This is a genomic window from Burkholderia sp. WP42, from assembly GCF_000745665.1.
Taxonomy (GTDB): domain Bacteria; phylum Pseudomonadota; class Gammaproteobacteria; order Burkholderiales; family Burkholderiaceae; genus Burkholderia; species Burkholderia vietnamiensis.
Genome location: NZ_JQJT01000011.1, coordinates 109,354 through 127,112, shown reverse-complemented (window position 1 = coordinate 127,112; position 17,759 = coordinate 109,354). Strand labels below are relative to the sequence as shown.

The 17,759-nt window shown below is 71.4% G+C and carries 13 protein-coding genes; 3 read left to right on the top strand and 10 right to left on the bottom strand.

What is annotated here, in order from left to right; genetic code table 11:
- Window positions 1-129: 129 nt before the first annotated feature.
- Complete coding sequence (locus tag EX20_RS07380) at window positions 130-1,869, top strand: cyclic peptide export ABC transporter (protein WP_034193116.1); 1,740 nt, start codon at window positions 130-132, stop codon at window positions 1,867-1,869.
- Between the two features lie 518 nt (window positions 1,870-2,387).
- Here EX20_RS07380 and EX20_RS07375 read toward each other — a convergent pair.
- The 10 genes from EX20_RS07375 to EX20_RS07330 form a co-directional block, all read right to left on the bottom strand.
- Window positions 2,388-3,437, bottom strand: coding sequence for an ABC transporter substrate-binding protein (locus EX20_RS07375; protein ID WP_034193115.1), 1,050 nt, complete (start codon window positions 3,435-3,437; stop codon window positions 2,388-2,390).
- On the bottom strand, window positions 3,437-4,246 hold the full coding sequence (gene fhuF / locus EX20_RS07370; RefSeq protein WP_011884798.1) for a siderophore-iron reductase FhuF: 810 nt from the start codon (window positions 4,244-4,246) through the stop codon (window positions 3,437-3,439). The genes EX20_RS07375 and fhuF overlap by 1 nt, the downstream gene beginning before the upstream one ends.
- The gene (gene fhuB, locus EX20_RS07365; RefSeq protein WP_034193114.1) at window positions 4,243-6,354 is read right to left on the bottom strand and encodes a Fe(3+)-hydroxamate ABC transporter permease FhuB; all 2,112 of its coding nucleotides are present in this window, start codon (window positions 6,352-6,354) and stop codon (window positions 4,243-4,245) included. Before fhuB ends, fhuF begins: the two co-directional genes overlap by 4 nt.
- Window positions 6,351-7,202, bottom strand: coding sequence for an ABC transporter ATP-binding protein (locus tag EX20_RS07360; protein ID WP_014723008.1), 852 nt, complete (start codon window positions 7,200-7,202; stop codon window positions 6,351-6,353). Before EX20_RS07360 ends, fhuB begins: the two co-directional genes overlap by 4 nt.
- Entirely contained in the window at window positions 7,192-8,211 is a 1,020-nt protein-coding gene (locus EX20_RS07355) for a TauD/TfdA family dioxygenase (protein WP_034193113.1), read from the bottom strand. The genes EX20_RS07360 and EX20_RS07355 overlap by 11 nt, the downstream gene beginning before the upstream one ends.
- A 43-nt stretch (window positions 8,212-8,254) precedes the next feature.
- Complete coding sequence (locus EX20_RS07350) at window positions 8,255-8,497, bottom strand: MbtH family protein (RefSeq protein ID WP_011884790.1); 243 nt, start codon at window positions 8,495-8,497, stop codon at window positions 8,255-8,257.
- A 94-nt stretch (window positions 8,498-8,591) separates the two neighbouring features.
- A complete protein-coding gene (locus tag EX20_RS07345) occupies window positions 8,592-9,257 on the bottom strand; it encodes an RNA polymerase factor sigma-70 (protein ID WP_034193112.1) in 666 nt (221 codons plus the stop codon).
- Between the two features lie 158 nt (window positions 9,258-9,415).
- The gene (locus EX20_RS07340; protein WP_034193111.1) at window positions 9,416-10,888 is read right to left on the bottom strand and encodes an efflux transporter outer membrane subunit; all 1,473 of its coding nucleotides are present in this window, start codon (window positions 10,886-10,888) and stop codon (window positions 9,416-9,418) included.
- A complete protein-coding gene (locus tag EX20_RS07335) occupies window positions 10,888-14,025 on the bottom strand; it encodes a multidrug efflux RND transporter permease subunit (protein WP_034193110.1) in 3,138 nt (1,045 codons plus the stop codon). The genes EX20_RS07340 and EX20_RS07335 overlap by 1 nt, the downstream gene beginning before the upstream one ends.
- Window positions 14,026-14,039: 14 nt before the next feature.
- Window positions 14,040-15,227 carry a MexX/AxyX family multidrug efflux RND transporter periplasmic adaptor subunit gene (locus EX20_RS07330; protein ID WP_014723004.1) on the bottom strand — a complete coding sequence of 396 codons (1,188 nt, stop codon included), beginning with the start codon at window positions 15,225-15,227 and terminating at the stop codon, window positions 14,040-14,042.
- 151 nt (window positions 15,228-15,378) lie between these two features.
- On the opposite strand from EX20_RS07330, the gene EX20_RS07325 reads away from it, so the two are divergent.
- Together EX20_RS07325 and EX20_RS07320 are read left to right on the top strand one after the other, a co-directional pair.
- Window positions 15,379-16,044 carry a TetR family transcriptional regulator gene (locus tag EX20_RS07325; protein ID WP_011884784.1) on the top strand — a complete coding sequence of 222 codons (666 nt, stop codon included), beginning with the start codon at window positions 15,379-15,381 and terminating at the stop codon, window positions 16,042-16,044.
- A gap of 308 nt (window positions 16,045-16,352) precedes the next feature.
- Window positions 16,353-17,621, top strand: coding sequence for a M23 family metallopeptidase (locus EX20_RS07320; protein ID WP_011884775.1), 1,269 nt, complete (start codon window positions 16,353-16,355; stop codon window positions 17,619-17,621).
- The last annotated feature ends 138 nt before the right edge of the window (window positions 17,622-17,759 follow it).

The following is a 17,759-nucleotide window of genomic DNA, read 5'->3' as shown; positions in this document are numbered from 1 at the left end:
CCCGTTCGTCTATCAGGGAGAGACGCCGCGACCGCGCGGTTGCCGCAGCGCTGCCGTTCGCGCCGGCTCTGCCGGTTGCGCGCGTTTCACCAGTTCTTCTCGCCTGCCCTTCATTAACCGACGTTGCCGATGACAGCCGCCCACGAGCCCTCTTCCCCGCCGTCCCTCGACGCCTCCCCCGGCCGCCCCGCCGCGCGCCTGATCCTCGCGCTGCTGCGCGAAAGCCGCGCCTCGCTCGCGCTCGCGCTCGCCGCCTGCGTGCTCAACGGCGTCGCGAGCGTGCTGCTCGTCGCGACGTTGAACCGCGCGCTCGCGCAGCCGGGCGCGGCCGATGCGGCGCTCGCGTGGCGCTTCGCGCTGTGCGCGGTGATCGCGCTCGTCACGCGGATCGTGTCGGGCACGCTGTTCGCCCGGCTGTCGCAGGACACGATGGCGCGGCTGCGCGTGCATCTCGCGCGGCGCGTCGGCGCGGCCGAGCTGCGCGACATCGAGCGGATCGGCGCGGCGCCCGTGCAGTCGGTGCTCACCGACGACGCGACCAACGTGTCGATGCTGTTCTTCGCGTTGCCGAACCTGGTGATGCACGGCTCGATCGTGTTCGGCTGCCTCGGCTATCTGGCGTGGCTGTCGTGGCCCGTGTGCGTGCTCGCGCTCGCCGCGATCGTCGCCGGCTCGCTCGGCTATCACACCGGCGATCGCCGCGCGATCGCGTCGCTCGAGGCGGCCGGCCGCGCGCAGGACCGGCTGTTCGGCCATCTCGGCTCGCTGTTCTCCGGCGCGAAGGAGCTGAAGCTGCACGACGCGCGCGCGCGCCAGTTCGTCGACGGCCAGCTCGGCACGGCGATCGGCGAGGTGCGCGACCATCGCCGTCGCGCGTTCAGCGCGTATGCGGTCGGCGTCGGCTGGATCATCTTCCTGTTCTACGTGTTCCTCGGCGCCGCCGCGTTCTGGCCGCAACTCGGCGTGCACGCCGACGCGTCCACGGCCGCCGGCTACGTCGTCGTGTTCCTGTTCATGCTGGTGCCGCTCGACGGGCTGTTGAACAACCTGCCGACCGTCAATGCCGCGCGCGTGTCGCTCGCGCGCATCGAAGCCGTGATGGCCGAATTCGGCGCGCTGCGCACGGTGCCGCCCGCCAGCGACGCGCCCGACGTGCCGCCGGCCGGCGCCGTCACGCTGCGCGGCGTCACGCACGCGTATTTCCACGAACGCGACGAGCGGATGTTCCGGATCGGCCCGATCGACCTGACGATCCGGCCCGGCGAGCTGGTGTTCATCGTCGGCGGCAACGGCAGCGGCAAGACCACGCTCGCGAAGGTGCTGACCGGGCTCTACGAACCCGAGGAAGGCTCGATCGAGGTCGACGGCCGGCCGATCGGCTGGCGCGAGCGCGCGGCGTACCGGCAGCGCTTCAGCGCGGTGTTCAACGACTTCCATCTGTTCGACGCGCTGCTCGGCATCGTGGATCCGGACGACCCGGCGCGCGCGCAGGCCGATGCGCGCGCGAACGCGCTGATCGCGAAGCTCGCGCTCGATCACAAGGTGAAGGTCGTCGACGGCGCGTTCTCGAATCGCGCGCTGTCGACCGGGCAGCGCAAGCGGCTCGCGCTCGTCGTCGCGTATCTGGAGGACCGGCCGTTCTACCTGTTCGACGAATGGGCGGCCGACCAGGACCCGTCGTTCAAGGCCGTGTTCTACGAGCAATTGCTGCCCGAGCTGCGCGCGCGCGGCAAGGCCGTGATCGTCATCACGCACGACGACCGCTATTTCGATCTCGCCGACCGGCTGCTGAAGCTCGACAACGGACAGATCGTCAGCGATACGGCGCCCGCGCGGGCGCGTGACGGGGAGAACGCGCTGAGTGCGTGATCGTCGGGGCACGCCGGCCTGCATCGTCGTGTTGGTCGCGCCGGCGGTCTCGATGATCGACGGCGAGCGGGCAGCGATTGCGTCGATGGGCTTGCGGGCGCAGCGCGATCGCGGCGACCGGCTGCTGCTGCGGGCAAGATGTGGCCGGATGTGCGTCGCGGTTGCTGTGTACTGGCGTTGGGTTCGATTCGCTGTTGGGCGCATGCGTTGCACGGAGACGTTGCGCAGGCTATGCCGTGCATGGCGGAAGGCGCTGTGTCGCTCGGCAACCGAACCAGCGCGGGTTCGCCCCGCTGTTACGAGCGCGCCCGCCATCGGAAAGTCTTTCGAGCGCGCGTAGGTGGTAGCGTGCATCACGGACGACCCGGTGCCGCCCGTCCCCGAAACGCGAAACGTGCGGCCCGCTTACCGACCCACTCACGTGAACGCGCCGGGACGAACGCACAACGAACCCTCGCACACCATGCCCTTCTGAACCGCGCTACCCGGCTGTCCGACGTGAATTACCGCCGCACGCGTCAGCGCACGGCCGGCAGTTTCAGCATCGTGTCGGTCATCACGTCGGCGAGCTTGAGCGCCGACATCGGGCCGCCGAAGCCCCATATGTTGCGTTCGACGAGCGCGATCCGGTGCTCGCGCAGCGCGGGCACGAACCGCCACACCGGCGAATCGAGCTTCGCCGCAAGCGGTACGTCCGGCCCGCTCGCGGTGACGAACAGCACGGCGAGATCGCGTTGATTCAGCAGATCGGCAGACGTCACGTACAGCGTGCCCTCGCGCGTCGGCGTGTTCGGCCACGGCGCAAGCCCCATCGCACGCGCGAGGCCCGCCGACGTGCTGTTGCCCGTATAGGCCCAGTAACGGTCCGGCAGCCCGAGATCCTGCAGCAGCGCGATGCGTTCGCCACCGCGTCCCGCCGCGGCAACCCGCGCCGCGTTGCGGGCGATGCCCGCGTCGAGCTGCGCTGCGACCGCTTGCGCGCGCGCGCCGCGGCCCGTGACCGCGCCGATCGTGCGGAAGATCTCGCGCATCCAGTCGAATTGCGTGATCGGTAAACTGCGTGGCACGCCACGCTCCGACACGTTCGGGCTGAACTGGAACAGGATCGTCGGCGCGATCCGGTCGAGCGCGTCGAAGATCGGCGCATGCCGGAAGCCGACGCCGAGGATCAGATCGGGCTGCACGGCGGCGATCGCTTCGAGCCCGGGCTCCTGCCGCGAGCCGACGTCGGTCACGTGGGCGAGCCGGTCGCTGGCGTAGCCGAGCCAGCCCGGATAGAACGCCGTATCGGCCATGCCGACCGGCACGATGTCCAGCGCGATCGCGCTTTCCGCGAACATGAAGTCGAGCGCGACCACGCGCTGCGCGCGCAGCGGCATCGTCGCGCTCGCCTGCGACACGACCGGGTTGCCGGCGAGCGAGCGGCCGGCCTGCAAGGCCGTGGCCGTAGCCATACCCGCGCCACGCCCGGCCGCGCGTGCATCGCTCGCGAGCGCATCGCGCGGCGCCGCGCACGCGGCGGCGAGCGCGGCCAGCATCCCGAGCGAACGGCGGCGGCCGGCGTGCATCAGCGGCTCGAGTCCTGCTCGGCCAGCGCCGCATCGTCCATCGTCAAGAGCAGCGGGCAGCTTGCACACAGTCGGGTCTCTCCAGGAATTTCATAGCGCAGACAGCACACGCGGCGCGCGCGAAACGGCGTCGGCAGCAGCGCCGAGCGCGGCACGGCGTCGCGCACGGGCATGCGCAGCGGATTCGGTTCGCCGTCCACGCACGACGCGCCGAACAGCCAGCACGCATCGCGCACGGGATCGGCGACGCACGGCAGCGTCCGGTACATGCCGAACAGATGATCGAGCAGGTTGCCCGCGTTGCTCCACAGCACGCGCGGCGTGACGCGCCCGATCTCGGCGAGCAGCTCGATCACCGCGTGCAGATGCGCGCGCAGCCCGGCGTAACGCGGCGCGGGCGCGTCGCACGGCGCGCCGAGCGCATCGGGCGCGAAGTACAGCGCGCCCGGCATCCCGTCGTCGAGCGCGACGAAGGTGCGGCGCGGCGCCATGTCGAGCGGCCGGCCGAGCGTCAGCGCGGCGGCCACGGCCGCGGGCGCCGCGCGCCCGAAGTAGTACTTGCTCCATTGCGAGATCAGCGCACGCGCATGCCGCGCGGGGTCGCCGCCGTAGTGACGGACCATCGCGTCGAGCAGCGCGTCGCGATGATCGGCCAGCGCCTCGACCGGCACGACGATCCGGCCCGGTGCGTGCGTCTCGTGCGGGCGGCCGAGCCACACGACGTCGAGATGCGCGCCGAGCGCTTCGGGCGCGAACGCGGAAAACCGCGTGGCGCCGGTGTCGGCGGTGCAGCCGGGCGCCGCCGTCATCGCGCCGCGCGCCGCGCGCGGCGCCCCTCGACGATCAGCAGCCCGAGCAGATACGGCGCGCCGATCAGGGCGGTCAGCACGCCGGCCGGCACTTCGCGCGGCGCGACGAGCGTGCGCGCCGCGAGATCGGCCGCGCCGAGCAGCACGGCGCCGCAGGCGGCCGCGACGTACAGCCGCGTGCGATGCCGGCGCGCGCCGAGCATCGTCGCGACGTGCGGCGCCATCAGGCCGACGAAGCCGACCGGTCCCACCGCCGCGACGGCCGCGCACGCGGCGAGCGTCGCGATGGTCAGCGCGAGCGGGCGCAGCGCGGCGACCGGCAGGCCGAGCGCGGCCGCCTGATCGTCGCCGAGCGCGAGCATGTCGAGCGGCCGCGCGAGCCACGCGAACACCGGCACCGCGAGCGCACACCACGGCAGCAGCATCGCGACCTCGCCCCAGCTGCGGCCGTAGGTGCCGCCGACCAGCCACACGACGAAGCGCGCGGGCTGCACGCTTTCCTGCGTGATCAGCCACTGCGCGAGCGTGGTCCACAGTGCGCCGATCGCGATGCCGGTCAGCGCGACCGCGAGCGGTGCATAGCGATGCCGATGATTCAGCGCGAGCGTGATCGCGAGCGACAGCGCCCCGCCCGTCAACGCCGCCGCGGCGAGCGTCAGCTGCCCGGCGAGCGGCCACGTCGACAACGCGAACAGCGTGACGAGCCCCGCGCCCTGCGTGACGCCGAGCACTTCGGGGCCGGCGAGCGGATTGCGCACGACGCTCTGCATCGCGACGCCGCTCGCGGCCAGCAGCGCGCCCGCGAACAGCGCGCACAGCAGGCGCGGCATGCGCAGGTCGATCAGCATGCGCGCGACCGGATCGTGGCCCGCGAGCGCGGCCCACCAGCGCGCGGGCGTCACCCATTCGGGGCCGGCCGACACGCCGGCGAACACGATCGCCACGACGACTGCGGCGGAAGCCGCGAACAGCGCGCCGCGCAGCGGCCAGCCGAGCCCCTCGAGCCGTTCCAGCCGGCCGACCAGCCGCGTCGCGCCGCCGCCGGCCGCGCGCTCGGGCTGCGCATGCAGCACACCCGACCACGCGGCGCCGCGCCGGATCATCGCGAGCATCAGCGGCGTGCCGACCAGCGTGATCGCGACGCCGGTCGACAGGGTCGCGTCGAGCCCGGCGGCGAGCACCGCGCTGTCGGTGCCGAGCACCAGCGCGCCGCCGGCGAGCGCCGACAGCGGCACGAGCACGCCGAGCCGTGCCGCGCGCGCGCCGCGCACCTGACGCAGCAGGTTCGGCGCGACGAGCCCGACGTACGACAGCGGGCCGGCGATGCTGACGGCCACGCTCGTGAACGCGACGGCGACGACCGTCGCGGCGAGCCGCGTCGCGTCGACGCGCACGCCGGCCGCGGCCGCCGCGTCGTCGCCGAGCGCGAGCGGGTTCAGCGGCCGAATCACGAACGGCAGTGCGACGAGCGGCGCGACGAGCCAGCGAACGGCCAACGCGAGGCCGCTCGCGCCCGGCTGATACAGGCTGCCGTTCGCCCACAGCGCGGCGCCGGCGATGTTCTGCTCGAAGAATGCGAGCACGAGCGTCGACAGCGCGGCGAACAGCAGCATGCAGACGCTGCCCGCGAGCACCAGCCGCAGCGGCGTCGCGCGCCAGCCGCCGGCCGCGGCGATCGCGCATGCGGCGGCGAGCAGCCCGCACGCGAACAGCAGCGGCACCGACGCGACGCCGGCCAGCGCCGGCACCAGCATCGCGGCGAGCAGGCCGAGCTGTGCGCCGCCCGTCACGCCGAGCAGATCGGGCGACGCGAGCGGATTGCGCGTGAGCGACTGGAACAGCGCGCCGGCGATGCCGAGGCTGCCGCCCGCGACGACGGCCGCCGCGACGCGCGGCAGGTTCAGCTCGAACAGGAACACGTGCGCGAGCAACGCGTCGTCGCTGCCGGGCGCCGCGCTCCACCATGCGCGCAGGTCGGGCGCGACGCGCAGCACCGCGAGCGCGCCGATCAGCGCGAGCAGCGCAAGCGCGAGCGCCGCGGCGCGGCCGCCGGACGCCGCGTCAGGCGCGCACGCACCGCGCCGCTTGCGTATCGCCAGCGTGGTCATGCGGCGAGGTCCGGATCGGCCGCGCGATCGAACGCGTGCGTCGCGCCGGAGACCGAAGGTCCGTACGCCGGCACGCACATCGGCGCGCCGGTTTGCGGATGCGCGAGCTTCAGCATGTCGACGCCGAATGCCGCGCGCAGCCGCTCGGGCTCCAGCATCGCATCCGGCGAGCCGTGCGCGACGACGCGGCCGGCGCGCATCAGCACGATGTCGTCGCTGTACGCGGCCGCCTGGTTCAGGTCGTGCAGCACCCAGACGATCGTCAGCCCGCGCGCGCGGTTCAGCGCGCGCAGCGCGTCGAGGATGTCGAGCTGGTGATGGATGTCGAGATAGGTCGTCGGCTCGTCGAGCAGCACGATCGGCGCCTGTTGCGCGAGCGCCATCGCGATCCACGCACGCTGCCGCTCGCCGCCCGACAACGCGCCGACGTCGCGCCCGGCGTCGCCCGCGAGGCCGCTCGTGTCGAGCGCCTCGTCGATCGCCGCGTGATCGGCGCGCGACAGGCCGCGCAGGAAGCCGCCGTACGCATAGCGTCCGTACGCGACCAGCTCGCGCACCGTCAGCCCCGACGGGATCTGGTTGAACTGCGCGAGCATCGTCAGCTCGCGCGCGAGCGCGCGGCGGCGAAACGACGCGAGCGGCCTGCCGTTCACGTCGACGTGGCCCGCACGCGCGGGCTGCAGGCCCGCGAGCGTGCGCAGCAGCGTGCTCTTGCCGCAGCCGTTCGGGCCGCACAGCGCGGTCACGCGGCCGGCCGCGATCGACAGGTCGAGCCCGTCGATCACGACCTGGTCGCGATAGCCCACCGTCAGTCCGCGCGCGGCGAGCGCGGCGGCACTACGCGTCATCGGTCCTCCGTGCGGCTGCCGGCGCGGCGCGGTAGCTCTGCGCCATCGCGACCACCACCTTGCGCGGCCCCTCGAACGGGTCGCGCGCATGCGCGCTCAGCATGTTGTCGAGCATCAGCACGTCGCCGGTGCGCCACGGGAACACGATGCGCTGGCGCTCGAGCACGCCGCGGATCTGCGCGAGCGCGTCGGCCTCGAGCGGCGCGCCGTCGCCGTAGTAGACGTTGCGCGGCACGTTGTCGAGGCCGACCGCATCGACGAGCGCGTCCTGCATGTCGTCGTCGAGCGCGGACAGGTGAAACAGGTTCGCCTGGTTGAACCACACGCGCTCGCCGGTGCGCGGATGGCGCGCGACGGCCTGGCAACGCTCGCGCGTGCGCAGCAGCAGTTCGCCGTCGTCGCCGGTGCGCCAGGCGCATTCGATTCCGCGCGCCGCGCACATGCGCTCGACCGCGGCCGGATCGTCGGTGCCGAACGACTGCTGCCACGGCAGGTCGAGCCCCTGGCCGAAGTTGCGCACGTACAGCAGCTCGCGCTGCTCGAAGCGTGCGACCAGCGCCGGGTCGAGCGCGCGATACACGGCGCGGCTGTCGGCGATCGGCGTCGCACCGCCCTGCTGCGCCGCGAGCGCACAGTGAAACCAGATCCGCAACGGCCACTCGCGCGTGTACGACTGCTCGTTGTGCAGCGGGATCGCGCGGTGCGGCGGGTATTCGGTCGACGTGTACACCGCGCCTTCGACCTGGCTGCGCGGCGTCGACGCATATTCGTAACCGATCAGCGGATCGCCGAACGATGCCGCGAAGCGCTGGAACGCGTCGATCGACGGCACGCGAAAGCCCGTGAACAGCACACCGCCCGCCCGTTCGAGCGTGTCGGCCGCGATCGCATGCGCGAGCGGCGCGAGCGCGTCGATCGACATTCCGTCGGCGCTGCGCGGCGACACGACGGTGGGCAGTCCCGGCTCGATACGCAGATCGTCGAGCGTCGGCAACGAAAGCAGGGTCATGCAACGTCCTCTTCAGGTAGCGCGCCGCCAGCGGCGCGGCGCGTCACGACGCGCGGGAAGCGGGCTCGCCGTCCATCGCGCGGCGCAGGCTCGCCGGGCGCATGTCGGTCCACACGGCGTCGATGTGCGCGAGGCAGTCGGCCTTCGGGCCGCGCACGCCGACCTCGCGCCAGCCGGCCGGCACCGCCCGGAACGTCGGCCAGATCGAATACTGTTCTTCGTCGTTGATGACGACCGTGTAGACGAGGTCGTCGGTGTCCGCGGAAGGCGTCGTGGCTTGCGTCATGATCGAGAAAAACGGGAGACGGTTGAGGGATGCGAAGCGGCGGAATGTCGATTCAGCCGCTCCTGTATTGAAGACGTTTGGCCGGCGCGATTTTTTACCGGCGCCGCGCGCGGCCGCCGAGAAACACCGGGCATTCGACGCCGCGATGGCACGCATCGAGACATTCGGCGCAGTGCCGCTCGGCGTCGCGCACCATGAAGTGCACGAGCGTCTGCGACACGTTCAGCGCACGTGCCGCGGTCTGCAGCGTCTCCTCGCGCAGCCGCACCATCTCGAACGCCGCGCGGCTGCGCGCGGGCAGATCGTCGAGCGCGGCGCACACGCGGCGCAGCGCGTCGCGCGTCATCAGCGCGGCCTCGGGCGTCGGCTCCGGCGACGGCACGTCGAAGCCGTCGTCCTCGTCCGTGTGATGGATGCTCTCGAAACTCTGCCGGCGCAGCGCGTCGATCGACGCATTGCGCACCATCCGCGTCACGTACGCGACCGGCTGGCGCACCGCGTCCTGGTTCGGAAACTCGACGAGCTTGACGAACACGTCGTGCACGACGTCCTCGGCGCGGCTCGCGCAGCCGACGAAGCCGCGCGCGACGTTCACCAGCATCGCGCGATGCGCGACCAGCACGTCGAGCAGCGCGCCGTGCGCGTGCGGCGCGCCGCGGCCCGCAGGCACGGCCGCGCGCGGCGCAAGATCGGGACAACTGCCGAGGAACGCATTCGCCGTTGCCGCCGCCGACCGTTCGAGCACTTGCGCCATTGCCATCGATCCGCTCCATCAGTTTCGAGATGGGGCAATTTAACGTAAACGCAAATCATTCTCAATCCGATTAACGGAAAGCCCTTCGATTTTGTCGGGATTTGTCTGATCAAAGTGCGGCGGGGCCGGCCGGCGCTGCGTCGTGCCGCCGGCCGGCGGGCGGATCACGCGGCGGCGTCCGCGCCTTCGGCGGGCGTCCAGCCGCCGCCGAGCGCGCGATACAGCGCGATCGCGTTCGCGAGGCGCAGCTCCTTGAGCCGGATCAGCGCCTGGCCCGACTCGTAGGTGCTGCGCTGCGCGTCGAGCAGCTCGAGGTAGGTCGCGACGCCGGCCGCATAGCGACGCTCGGCGAGTTTCAGCCGGGCGCCGTCGGCCGCGTAGACGTCCTGCTGCGCCGCGAGCTGGCGATCGATCCAGCCGCGTGCGGCGAACGCGTCGGCCACTTCGCGGAACGCCGTCTGCACGGTCTTCTCGTATTCGGCGACGGCGATGTGCTTGCGCGCGTCGGCCACGTCGAGATTGGCGCGATTGCGTCCGCCCGCGAAGATCGGCAGCGTGATGCGCGGCGCAAACGACCAGACGCTGGTGCCCGCCGCGAACAGGCTCGAGAACGCGTCGCTGACCGAGCCGTAGTCGGTCGTCAGCGCAATGCGCGGGAAGAATGCCGCGCGCGCCGCGCCGATCTGCGCGTTCGCGGCCTGCAGACGCGACTCGGCCTGACGGACGTCGGGCCGCCGCTCGAGCAACGCGCTCGGCGCGCCGGGCGCGACCGGCGCGATGGTGAGCGCGTCGAGCGTCGCGCCGTCGGCCGGCGCCTCGCGCGCGAAATCGCCGGCGAGCAGCTGCAGCGCGCGCACCGCTTGCGCATGCTCGCGCTGCAGCGCGGCCTGCGACGCACGCGCGGACGCCACCAGCATCTCGGCCGAGCGCAGCTCGATCGCATCGCTCGTGCCGGCCGCGTAGCGGCGCCGCGTGAGCGCGGCGATGCGTTCGCGCGCGTCGAGCGTGCGCTGCGCCAGCGCCAGTTGCTCCTGCAACGATCGTTGCGCGACATACGCGCCGGCGACTTCGGCGATCACGCCGATGCGCACCGTGCGCTGCGCATACGCCGTCGCGAAATAGTCGGCGAGTGCGGCATCCGACAGGCTGCGCACGCGGCCGAACAGGTCCAGCTCGTAGGCGCTGATGCCGACGCCCGCCCGATACAGCCCGCTCACCGCGCTCTGGCGCACCACCGGGTCGTACTGGCGGGTGCGGTCGTAGGCGAGGTTCGCATCGAGCGACGGCAGCTGGTCCGCGCGCTGCACACCGTACAGCGCGCGCGCTTCGTCGAGCCGGCCGGCCGCGATCCGCAAGTCGCGATTGTTCGCGAGCGCGGCGTCGATCCACGCCTGCAGCGTGGGGTCGGTGAAGTACGCGCGCCAGTCGTCGAGCAGCGCGGCATCGACCGATGCCGATGCCGATGCAGCGGGCGCGCCACCCTCCCCGCCCTGCCCGCCGTCCGGCGCTGCGTAGCTGGCCGGCACGGGCGCGGCCGGCCGTTCGTAGTGCGGCGCGAGCGAGCAGCCCGCGAGCGCGAGCGCCGCGGCCAGCGCGAGCGGAACGCGGCCCGCCATGCGGCGATTGAGCGCGACCATCAATGCGAACCCTCCATCGTCGTCGGCTGCGACGCGCCGCGCCGGCGCGGGCCGACGTCGAACACGCGGCCGACCATCACGAAAAACAGCGGCACGAGAAACACCGCGAGCACCGTCGCCGTGATCACGCCGCCGAGCACGCCGGTGCCGATCGCCATCTGCGCGCCGGACGCCGCGCCCGATGCGAACGCGAGCGGCAGCACGCCGACGCCGAACGCGAGCGACGTCATCACGATCGGCCGCAGCCGCAGGCGGGCGGCCTCGCGCGCGGCGTCGATCAGCGGCATGCGCTGCGCGACCAGATCCTTCGCGACTTCGACGATCAGGATCGCGTTCTTCGCCGACAAGCCGATCGTCGCGATCAGCCCGACCTTGAAGTAGATGTCGTTCGGCATCGCGCGCAACGTGACGCCGAGCACCGCGCCGATCACGCCGAGCGGAACGACCAGCATCACCGCGAACGGAATCGACCAGCTCTCGTACAGCGCCGCGAGCGCGAGGAACACCACCAGCACCGACAGCGCGAACAGCATCGGCGCCTGCGCGCCCGACAGCCGCTCCTCGAACGACTGTCCCGACCACGCGTGGCCGATTCCCGCCGGCAGCGTCGCGGCAAGCCGCTCGAGCGCGGCCATCGCTTCGCCGCTGCTGTGTCCCGGCGCGGCCGAGCCGTTGATCGTGAACGACGGGAAGCCGTTGTAGCGCGTGAGCTGGGGCGGCCCGAGCGTCCAGTGCAGCGTCGTGAACGCCGCGAGCGGCACCATCTCGCCGCGCGCGTTGCGCACGCGCAGCTTCTTCACGTCGTCGGGATCGACGCGATGCCGGCCGTCGGCCTGCACGATCACGCGGCGCACCTGCGTGCCGTGCATGAAGTCGCCGATGTAGTCGGAGCCGAACATCACCGCGAGCGTCGTGTTGATCTCGTCCATCGACACGCCGAGCGCCGACGCCTTCGCGCGGTCGATGTCGAGCTTCAGTTGCGGCGCGTCCTGCATGCCGGCGAACATCACGTCGGTCAGCGCAGGGTCGCGGCCGGCCACCGCGAGCAACTGCTCGCGCGCGGCGCTGAACGCCGCGTAGTCGAGCCCGCCGCGGTTCTGCAGGCGGAAGTCGAAGCCGCTCGTCGAGCCGAGATCGGGCAAGGCCGGCGCGTTCATCGCGAACACCGTCGTGTTCGGCGTGCCCGCGAAGCGCGCGTTGATGCGCGCGACGATCGCCTGCACGTGATCGCGCGCGGCCTTGCGCGCGCGCCAGTCCTTCAGCGAGACGAAGATCATCCCGCCGTTCGGCCCTTCGCCGTACAGGTTGAAGCCGCCGAGCGCGAACGTGTACGCGGCCGGCTCCTCGCGGCGCAGGTACGCGTCGACCTCGCGCACGCTGCGCATCGTCTCGGCGAGCGGCGTGCCCTGCGGCCGGATCACCATCACCATGAAGTTGCCCTGATCCTCGTCGGGCAGGAACGCGCTCGGCAGTTGCGTGAGCATCAGCACCGCGGCCGCGGTCAGCGCGCCGTACACGACGAGCCAGCGCAGCGGCCTGGCGAGCATCGTGCCGACGCGCGTCGCATAGCGCTGCGTCGCGCGCGCGACGAAGCGGTTGAACGCGCCGAAGAAGCCGCGCTTGTCGTGATGGCCGCCGTCCACCGGCTTGAGCAGCGTCGCGCACAGCGCGGGCGTCAGCGACAGCGCGAGAAACGCCGAGAAGGCGATCGACACCGCGAGCGCGAGCGCGAACTGCCTGTAGATGTTGCCCACCGCGCCGCCGAAGAACGCCATCGGCACGAACACCGAGGTCAGCACCACCGTGATGCCGACGATCGCGCCGCTGATCTGCTGCATCGCCTTGACGGTCGCTTCGTACGGCTCGAGCCGCTCCTCGACCATCAGCCGCTCGACGTTCTCGACGACGACGATCGCATCGTCGACGAGGATGCCGATCGCGAGCACCATGCCGAACATCGTCAGCACGTTGATCGAGAAGCCGAGCGCCTGCATCACGCCGAACGTGCCCGCGAGCGCGACCGGCACGACGAGCGTCGGGATCAGCGTCGCGCGCAGGTTCTGCATGAACAGGAACATCACGAGGAACACCAGCACGCCGGCCTCGATCAGCGTCGTGACGACCTTGTTCATCGACACGCGCACGAACGACGACGTCTCGTACGGGATCTGGTACTTCACGCCCGGCGGGAAGTACGCGGACAGCTCGTCCATCGCCGCGCGCACGCGCCGCTCGGTCGCGACCGCGTTCGAGCCGGGCGCGAGCTTGATCCCCATGCCGGTCGCGACCTTGCCGTTCACGTACGACGGATAGTTGTAGTCGTTGCCGCCGAACTCGACGCGCGCGACGTCGCGCAGATAGAGCGCGGAGCCGTCCGGCTGCGTGCGCAGCGCGATCGCGCCGAAATCGGCCGGCGTCTTCAGCGGCGCGTCGGCGAACACCGTCGCGGCGATCGGCGCGCTGTCCGGCACCGCGCTGCGGCCGATGTCGCCGATCGTCACGCGCGCGTTGTGCGCACGCACGGCCGACGCGATGTCCGACGCGGTGACGCCATGTCCGGCCAGCTTGTCCGGGTCCGGCCAGATCCGCATCGCGTATTCGGCGCCCCAGAACTGCACGCGGCCGACGCCGTCGACGCGGCGCAGCGCCTGCACGACGTTCGCCGACGCGTATTCGCCGAGCTGCACGTCGGTCATGCGGCCGTCGTCCGACGTCAGCGACACGACCAGCTGGATGTTGTCCGCTGCCTTCTCGACCTGGATGCCGGCGCGCCGCACCGGTTCGGGCAGCCGCGCGTCGACCGTCTTCAGCCGGTTCTGCACTTCGACGGCCGCGAGATCGGCGTTCACGCCCTGCTTGAAGGTCAGATAGAGCGATGCGCTCCCGGCGCTGCTGCTCGCCGACGTGTACAACAGCCCCGGCGCGCCGTTCATCTCGCGCTCGATCAGCGCGGTCACCGATTCCTCGACGACCTGCGCGGACGCGCCCGGGTAAGACGCATAGATGCTGACGACGGGCGGCGCGATGTCGGGATACTGCGCGACCGGCAGCGCACGAATCGCGAAGCCGCCGCCGAGCAGGATGAACAGCGCGATCACCCATGCGAACACGGGGCGATCGATGAAGAAACGTGCCATGGTGTATGAACCGGTCAGGTTTGGCGGGCGGGCCCGGCCGCTGCGGCCTTCGCCGGCGGTGCCTGCTCGACGGGCTTCACGACGGTGTCGGGCGCGAACTGCGCGGCGTCGTCGACGATCACGCGCTCGCCGCCCGCGAGGCCGCGCGTGATGCGCCAGTCGCGGCCGCTCATCCGGTCGGCGACGACTTCGACGTCGCGCACCTTGCCGTTCGGCCCGACCACGCGCACCGACGTGCGCTCGGCCGTGCGCAGCAACGCATCGCGCGGCACCAGGATCGCGCGCTGATCGACGGCCGCGTCGAGCGAGATCCGCACGTACGCGCCCGGCAGCAGCTCGCGCTCCGGGTTCGGAAACAGCGCGCGCATCGCGACCGTGTCGGTGGTCGGATCGACCGCGAGATCGCTGAACAGCAGCCTGCCCTTGAGCGGATACGCGCTGCCGTCGGCGCGCACCAGCGTGACCGTGACGTCGTGCTGCGCGATGCCGGTCGCCCGCCCGCTCTTCACCGCGCGGCGCAGCGCCTCGACGTCGGCCGCCGGCTGCGAGAAATTCACGTAGATCGGGTCGAGCTGCTCGACGGTCGTGAGCGGCGTCGCCTGATCCTGGCCGACGAGCGCGCCTTCGGTCACGAGCGCGCGCCGCGCGCGGCCGGCGATCGGCGCAGTGACCGTCGCGTAGTCGAGCTGAAGCTGTGCGCGGGCGAGCTCGGCCTTCGCGGACACGACCTCGGCCCTCGCCTGCGTATCGGCGGCGACGGCCTCGGTGAGGTCGCGCTCGCTGACCGCGCGGTCGCGCACCAGGTCGTCGTAGCGGCGGCGTTTGTCGGTGGCGGCGAGCGCGGCGGCCTGCGCCTTCGCGAGCGCGCCCTGCGCGGCATCGCGCGCCGCCATCAGCGGCGCGGAATCGATGCGGAACAGCACCGCGCCCTGCTTCACTTCCTGCCCTTCGTCGTACGTGCGCGCGGTCACGATCCCCGCGACCCGCGCGCGCACTTCCGCCTGCCGATACGCGTCGAGCCGCCCGGGCAATTCGACCGTCATCGGCACCGCGGTCGGGCGCACCGTCACGACGGTCGCGCTTCGCACGGCCGGCGGCGCGGTATCCGGCCCGCCCTTGCCACATCCGCCCGCGACCAGCATGGCCGCAAGCGCGAGCATCGCGAGCGCGCCGCGCCGCGTGCCGAAACCCGTGTTGTTCATCTGTGACCTCGGATCGTTCGCCGCCGATAGAAAATGCGGCAGCTCAGGGTGGCCGATTATAATCAGTCACGACTGATTAAATATGCACGTTGTCGAACGATTGGCCTACTGTCTCAATAAAACGACAGCGAACTGTAAGGAAATTCACGCCATGGCCCGCAAGACCCGGGAAGAATCGCTCGCCATCAAGCACCGGATTCTCGACGCCGCCGAGCTCGTGCTGCTCGAACAGGGCGTCGCGCAGACCGCGATGGCCGACCTCGCCGAAGCGGCCGGGATGTCGCGCGGCGCCGTATACGGGCATTACCGCAACAAGATGGAAGTCTGTCTGGCGCTGTGCGACCGCGCGTTCGCGCGCACGTCGGAAGGCTTCGAGGCCGCGGACGGCCTGCCCGCGTTCGCGACGCTGCGGCGCGCCGCGTCGCACTATCTGCGGCAATGCGGCGAGCCGGGCTCGATGCAGCGCGTGCTGGTGATTCTCTATACGAAGTGCGAACAGAGCGAAGAAAACGGCGCACTGCTGCGCCGGCGCACGCTGCTCGAGCTGCAGATCCTGCGGATCACGAAAGCGCTGCTGCGCCGCGCGATCGCCGGCGGCGAGCTGGCCGCCGATCTCGACGTGCATCTGGCGGCCGTCTATCTGGTGTCGTTGCTCGAAGGCGTGTTCGCGTCGATGATCTGGACCGACCGCCTGCGCGGCACCCGCTGGAACGACGCCGAAGCCATGCTCGACGCCGGTTTCGACGCCGTCGAGTCATCCGGGGCGCTGCGCGTGCGCACGCAAAAATTGCCTGCCGCGCGGAAAGCCGCGCAATAAATGCTGAATTAACCCCAATTTCCGCACTGCGAAACGAATGGGCCGACCCTCTTTAAAATTTTCAACGTTTCGCGGAACATCGGTAGACTGACGCGGTCATCATTGCTTAGCGTCTTCGTGATAATCGGGTTCGACCCGGCAGTTCACGCCGCCGTTCGAAGCGGGCGCGCCCGCAAGTTGGGTCGAACGGCAACGACACGGGCCCCACGCGGGGCCTGTTTTGTTGCACGCCCGTCGCCCGCCCCGCGCCTGCGCGGCGCCTTTCGCGCGACGGCTCCTGCCCACACCTCTTTGAACCGCTTTCCTGGATGTGGACACCTTTGGTCAAGCCTGCTGCAACCCCTGATGCCTTCGCGCCCGGCCGTGCGCAGCGCCTCGTGCGCGCGCTGGTGCCGGCCGCCGTGCTCGGCGCCCTCGCCGCGTTCGGTCTCGCCGCCGCATTGCCGGCGGTTTCGCAACTGCCCGGCGCCGTCGATTCGGGCACGGCCGTGCTGCCGCAGCGCGTGCTGTCCGACACGCCGTTTCCCACCGCCCAGCATTTCGTGACGAGCGAGCTGGCACACACGATCGGCGAGCGCCACGCGTTCGCCGAGCGCAGCGCGCAGCCCGGCCTGTTCGCGTCGCTCAGCGCGCACCGCAACGACATGCTCGGCTATCCGAACCTGTTCCAGTACGCCGAGCCCGACCGGAGCCACGGGATGCGCGCGGGCGACATCGAGCTCACGCTGTCCGACACGCTCGATCGGCTCGACGTGCCGCCCGAGGTTCGCATCCAGCTCGGCGATCTCGTCACCGGCAAGGTGGCGATGCGTGCGAGTGCGCAGCGCGGCGACTACTACCGGATCGCGTACGACACCAACAACGGCACGCCGCACCTCACCGCAGTCGAGCTGCGCGTCGCGGGCCGCAAGTTCGGCGCGATCTGGTTCCACGCGCCGGGCGCCGAGCATGGCGCGTACTACACGCTCGACGGCGCGCCGCTCGAAGCCGCCGCGTTCACGATGCCGGTCAAGTGGACGCGCATCAGTTCGTTCTTCGGCGAACGCGTGCATCCGCTGTCGCAGGCGATGGCGTTCCACACCGGCGTCGATCTCGCGGCGCCGACCGGCACGCCGGTCGATGCGGCGGCCGATGGCGTCGTGTCGTTCGTGGGCACCGATCCGGGCGGCTACGGCCATTACGTGATCGTCGATCACGCCGACGGCTATTCGACCTACTACGCGCATTTGTCTGCGTACGCGCGCGGGCTGAAGGTCGGCGAGACGGTGAAGCAGGGTCAGCGCATCGGCTCGGTCGGGATGACCGGCGCGGCGACCGGCCCGCACCTGCACTTCGAGGTGCGCATCGCGAACGACCCGGTCGATCCGCTCGTCACGCTCGCCAGCGCGCAAACCGAGCTGTCCGACATGCAACGCACCGCGTTCCGTCAGGAAGCCGCGCAGTGGCGGTTCCGCCTCGCGTCGATCGGCACGACGCCGTTTGCGTTCGCGCAAGGCGACGGCCCGCTGTGGGGCGACTTCGCGGTCGGGCCGTCGACGCTGCGTTCGGTGTTCGATACGCATTACGGCGCGTCGTAACGTTCGGTCGGGTGTGTGGCCGGGGCGGTGACGTGCGTGGGTAACCGCAGGATCGCGATATCGGTCGACGCCGCGCCACTCCCGGCGTTTGGTTGATCCGCTGCGGCGGAACGTAGCCGGTGCCCGCGCTGCGCAGCA

Excerpts from the sequence above, each read along its gene's own strand:
- EX20_RS07350 (WP_011884790.1), bottom strand. The coding sequence starts at position 8,497 with ATGACGCAAGCCACGACGCCTTCCGCGGACACCGACGACCTCGTCTAC.
- EX20_RS07375 (WP_034193115.1), bottom strand. The coding sequence starts at position 3,437 with ATGCACGCCGGCCGCCGCCGTTCGCTCGGGATGCTGGCCGCGCTCGCC.
- fhuF (WP_011884798.1), bottom strand. The coding sequence starts at position 4,246 with ATGACGGCGGCGCCCGGCTGCACCGCCGACACCGGCGCCACGCGGTTT.
- EX20_RS07360 (WP_014723008.1), bottom strand. The coding sequence starts at position 7,202 with ATGACGCGTAGTGCCGCCGCGCTCGCCGCGCGCGGACTGACGGTGGGC.
- EX20_RS07335 (WP_034193110.1), bottom strand. The coding sequence starts at position 14,025 with ATGGCACGTTTCTTCATCGATCGCCCCGTGTTCGCATGGGTGATCGCG.
- EX20_RS07330 (WP_014723004.1), bottom strand. The coding sequence starts at position 15,227 with ATGAACAACACGGGTTTCGGCACGCGGCGCGGCGCGCTCGCGATGCTC.
- EX20_RS07325 (WP_011884784.1), top strand. The coding sequence starts at position 15,379 with ATGGCCCGCAAGACCCGGGAAGAATCGCTCGCCATCAAGCACCGGATT.
- EX20_RS07320 (WP_011884775.1), top strand. The coding sequence starts at position 16,353 with ATGTGGACACCTTTGGTCAAGCCTGCTGCAACCCCTGATGCCTTCGCG.
- EX20_RS07355 (WP_034193113.1), bottom strand. The coding sequence starts at position 8,211 with ATGACCCTGCTTTCGTTGCCGACGCTCGACGATCTGCGTATCGAGCCG.
- EX20_RS07380 (WP_034193116.1), top strand. The coding sequence starts at position 130 with ATGACAGCCGCCCACGAGCCCTCTTCCCCGCCGTCCCTCGACGCCTCC.
- EX20_RS07345 (WP_034193112.1), bottom strand. The coding sequence starts at position 9,257 with ATGGCAATGGCGCAAGTGCTCGAACGGTCGGCGGCGGCAACGGCGAAT.
- EX20_RS07340 (WP_034193111.1), bottom strand. The coding sequence starts at position 10,888 with ATGGTCGCGCTCAATCGCCGCATGGCGGGCCGCGTTCCGCTCGCGCTG.
- fhuB (WP_034193114.1), bottom strand. The coding sequence starts at position 6,354 with ATGACCACGCTGGCGATACGCAAGCGGCGCGGTGCGTGCGCGCCTGAC.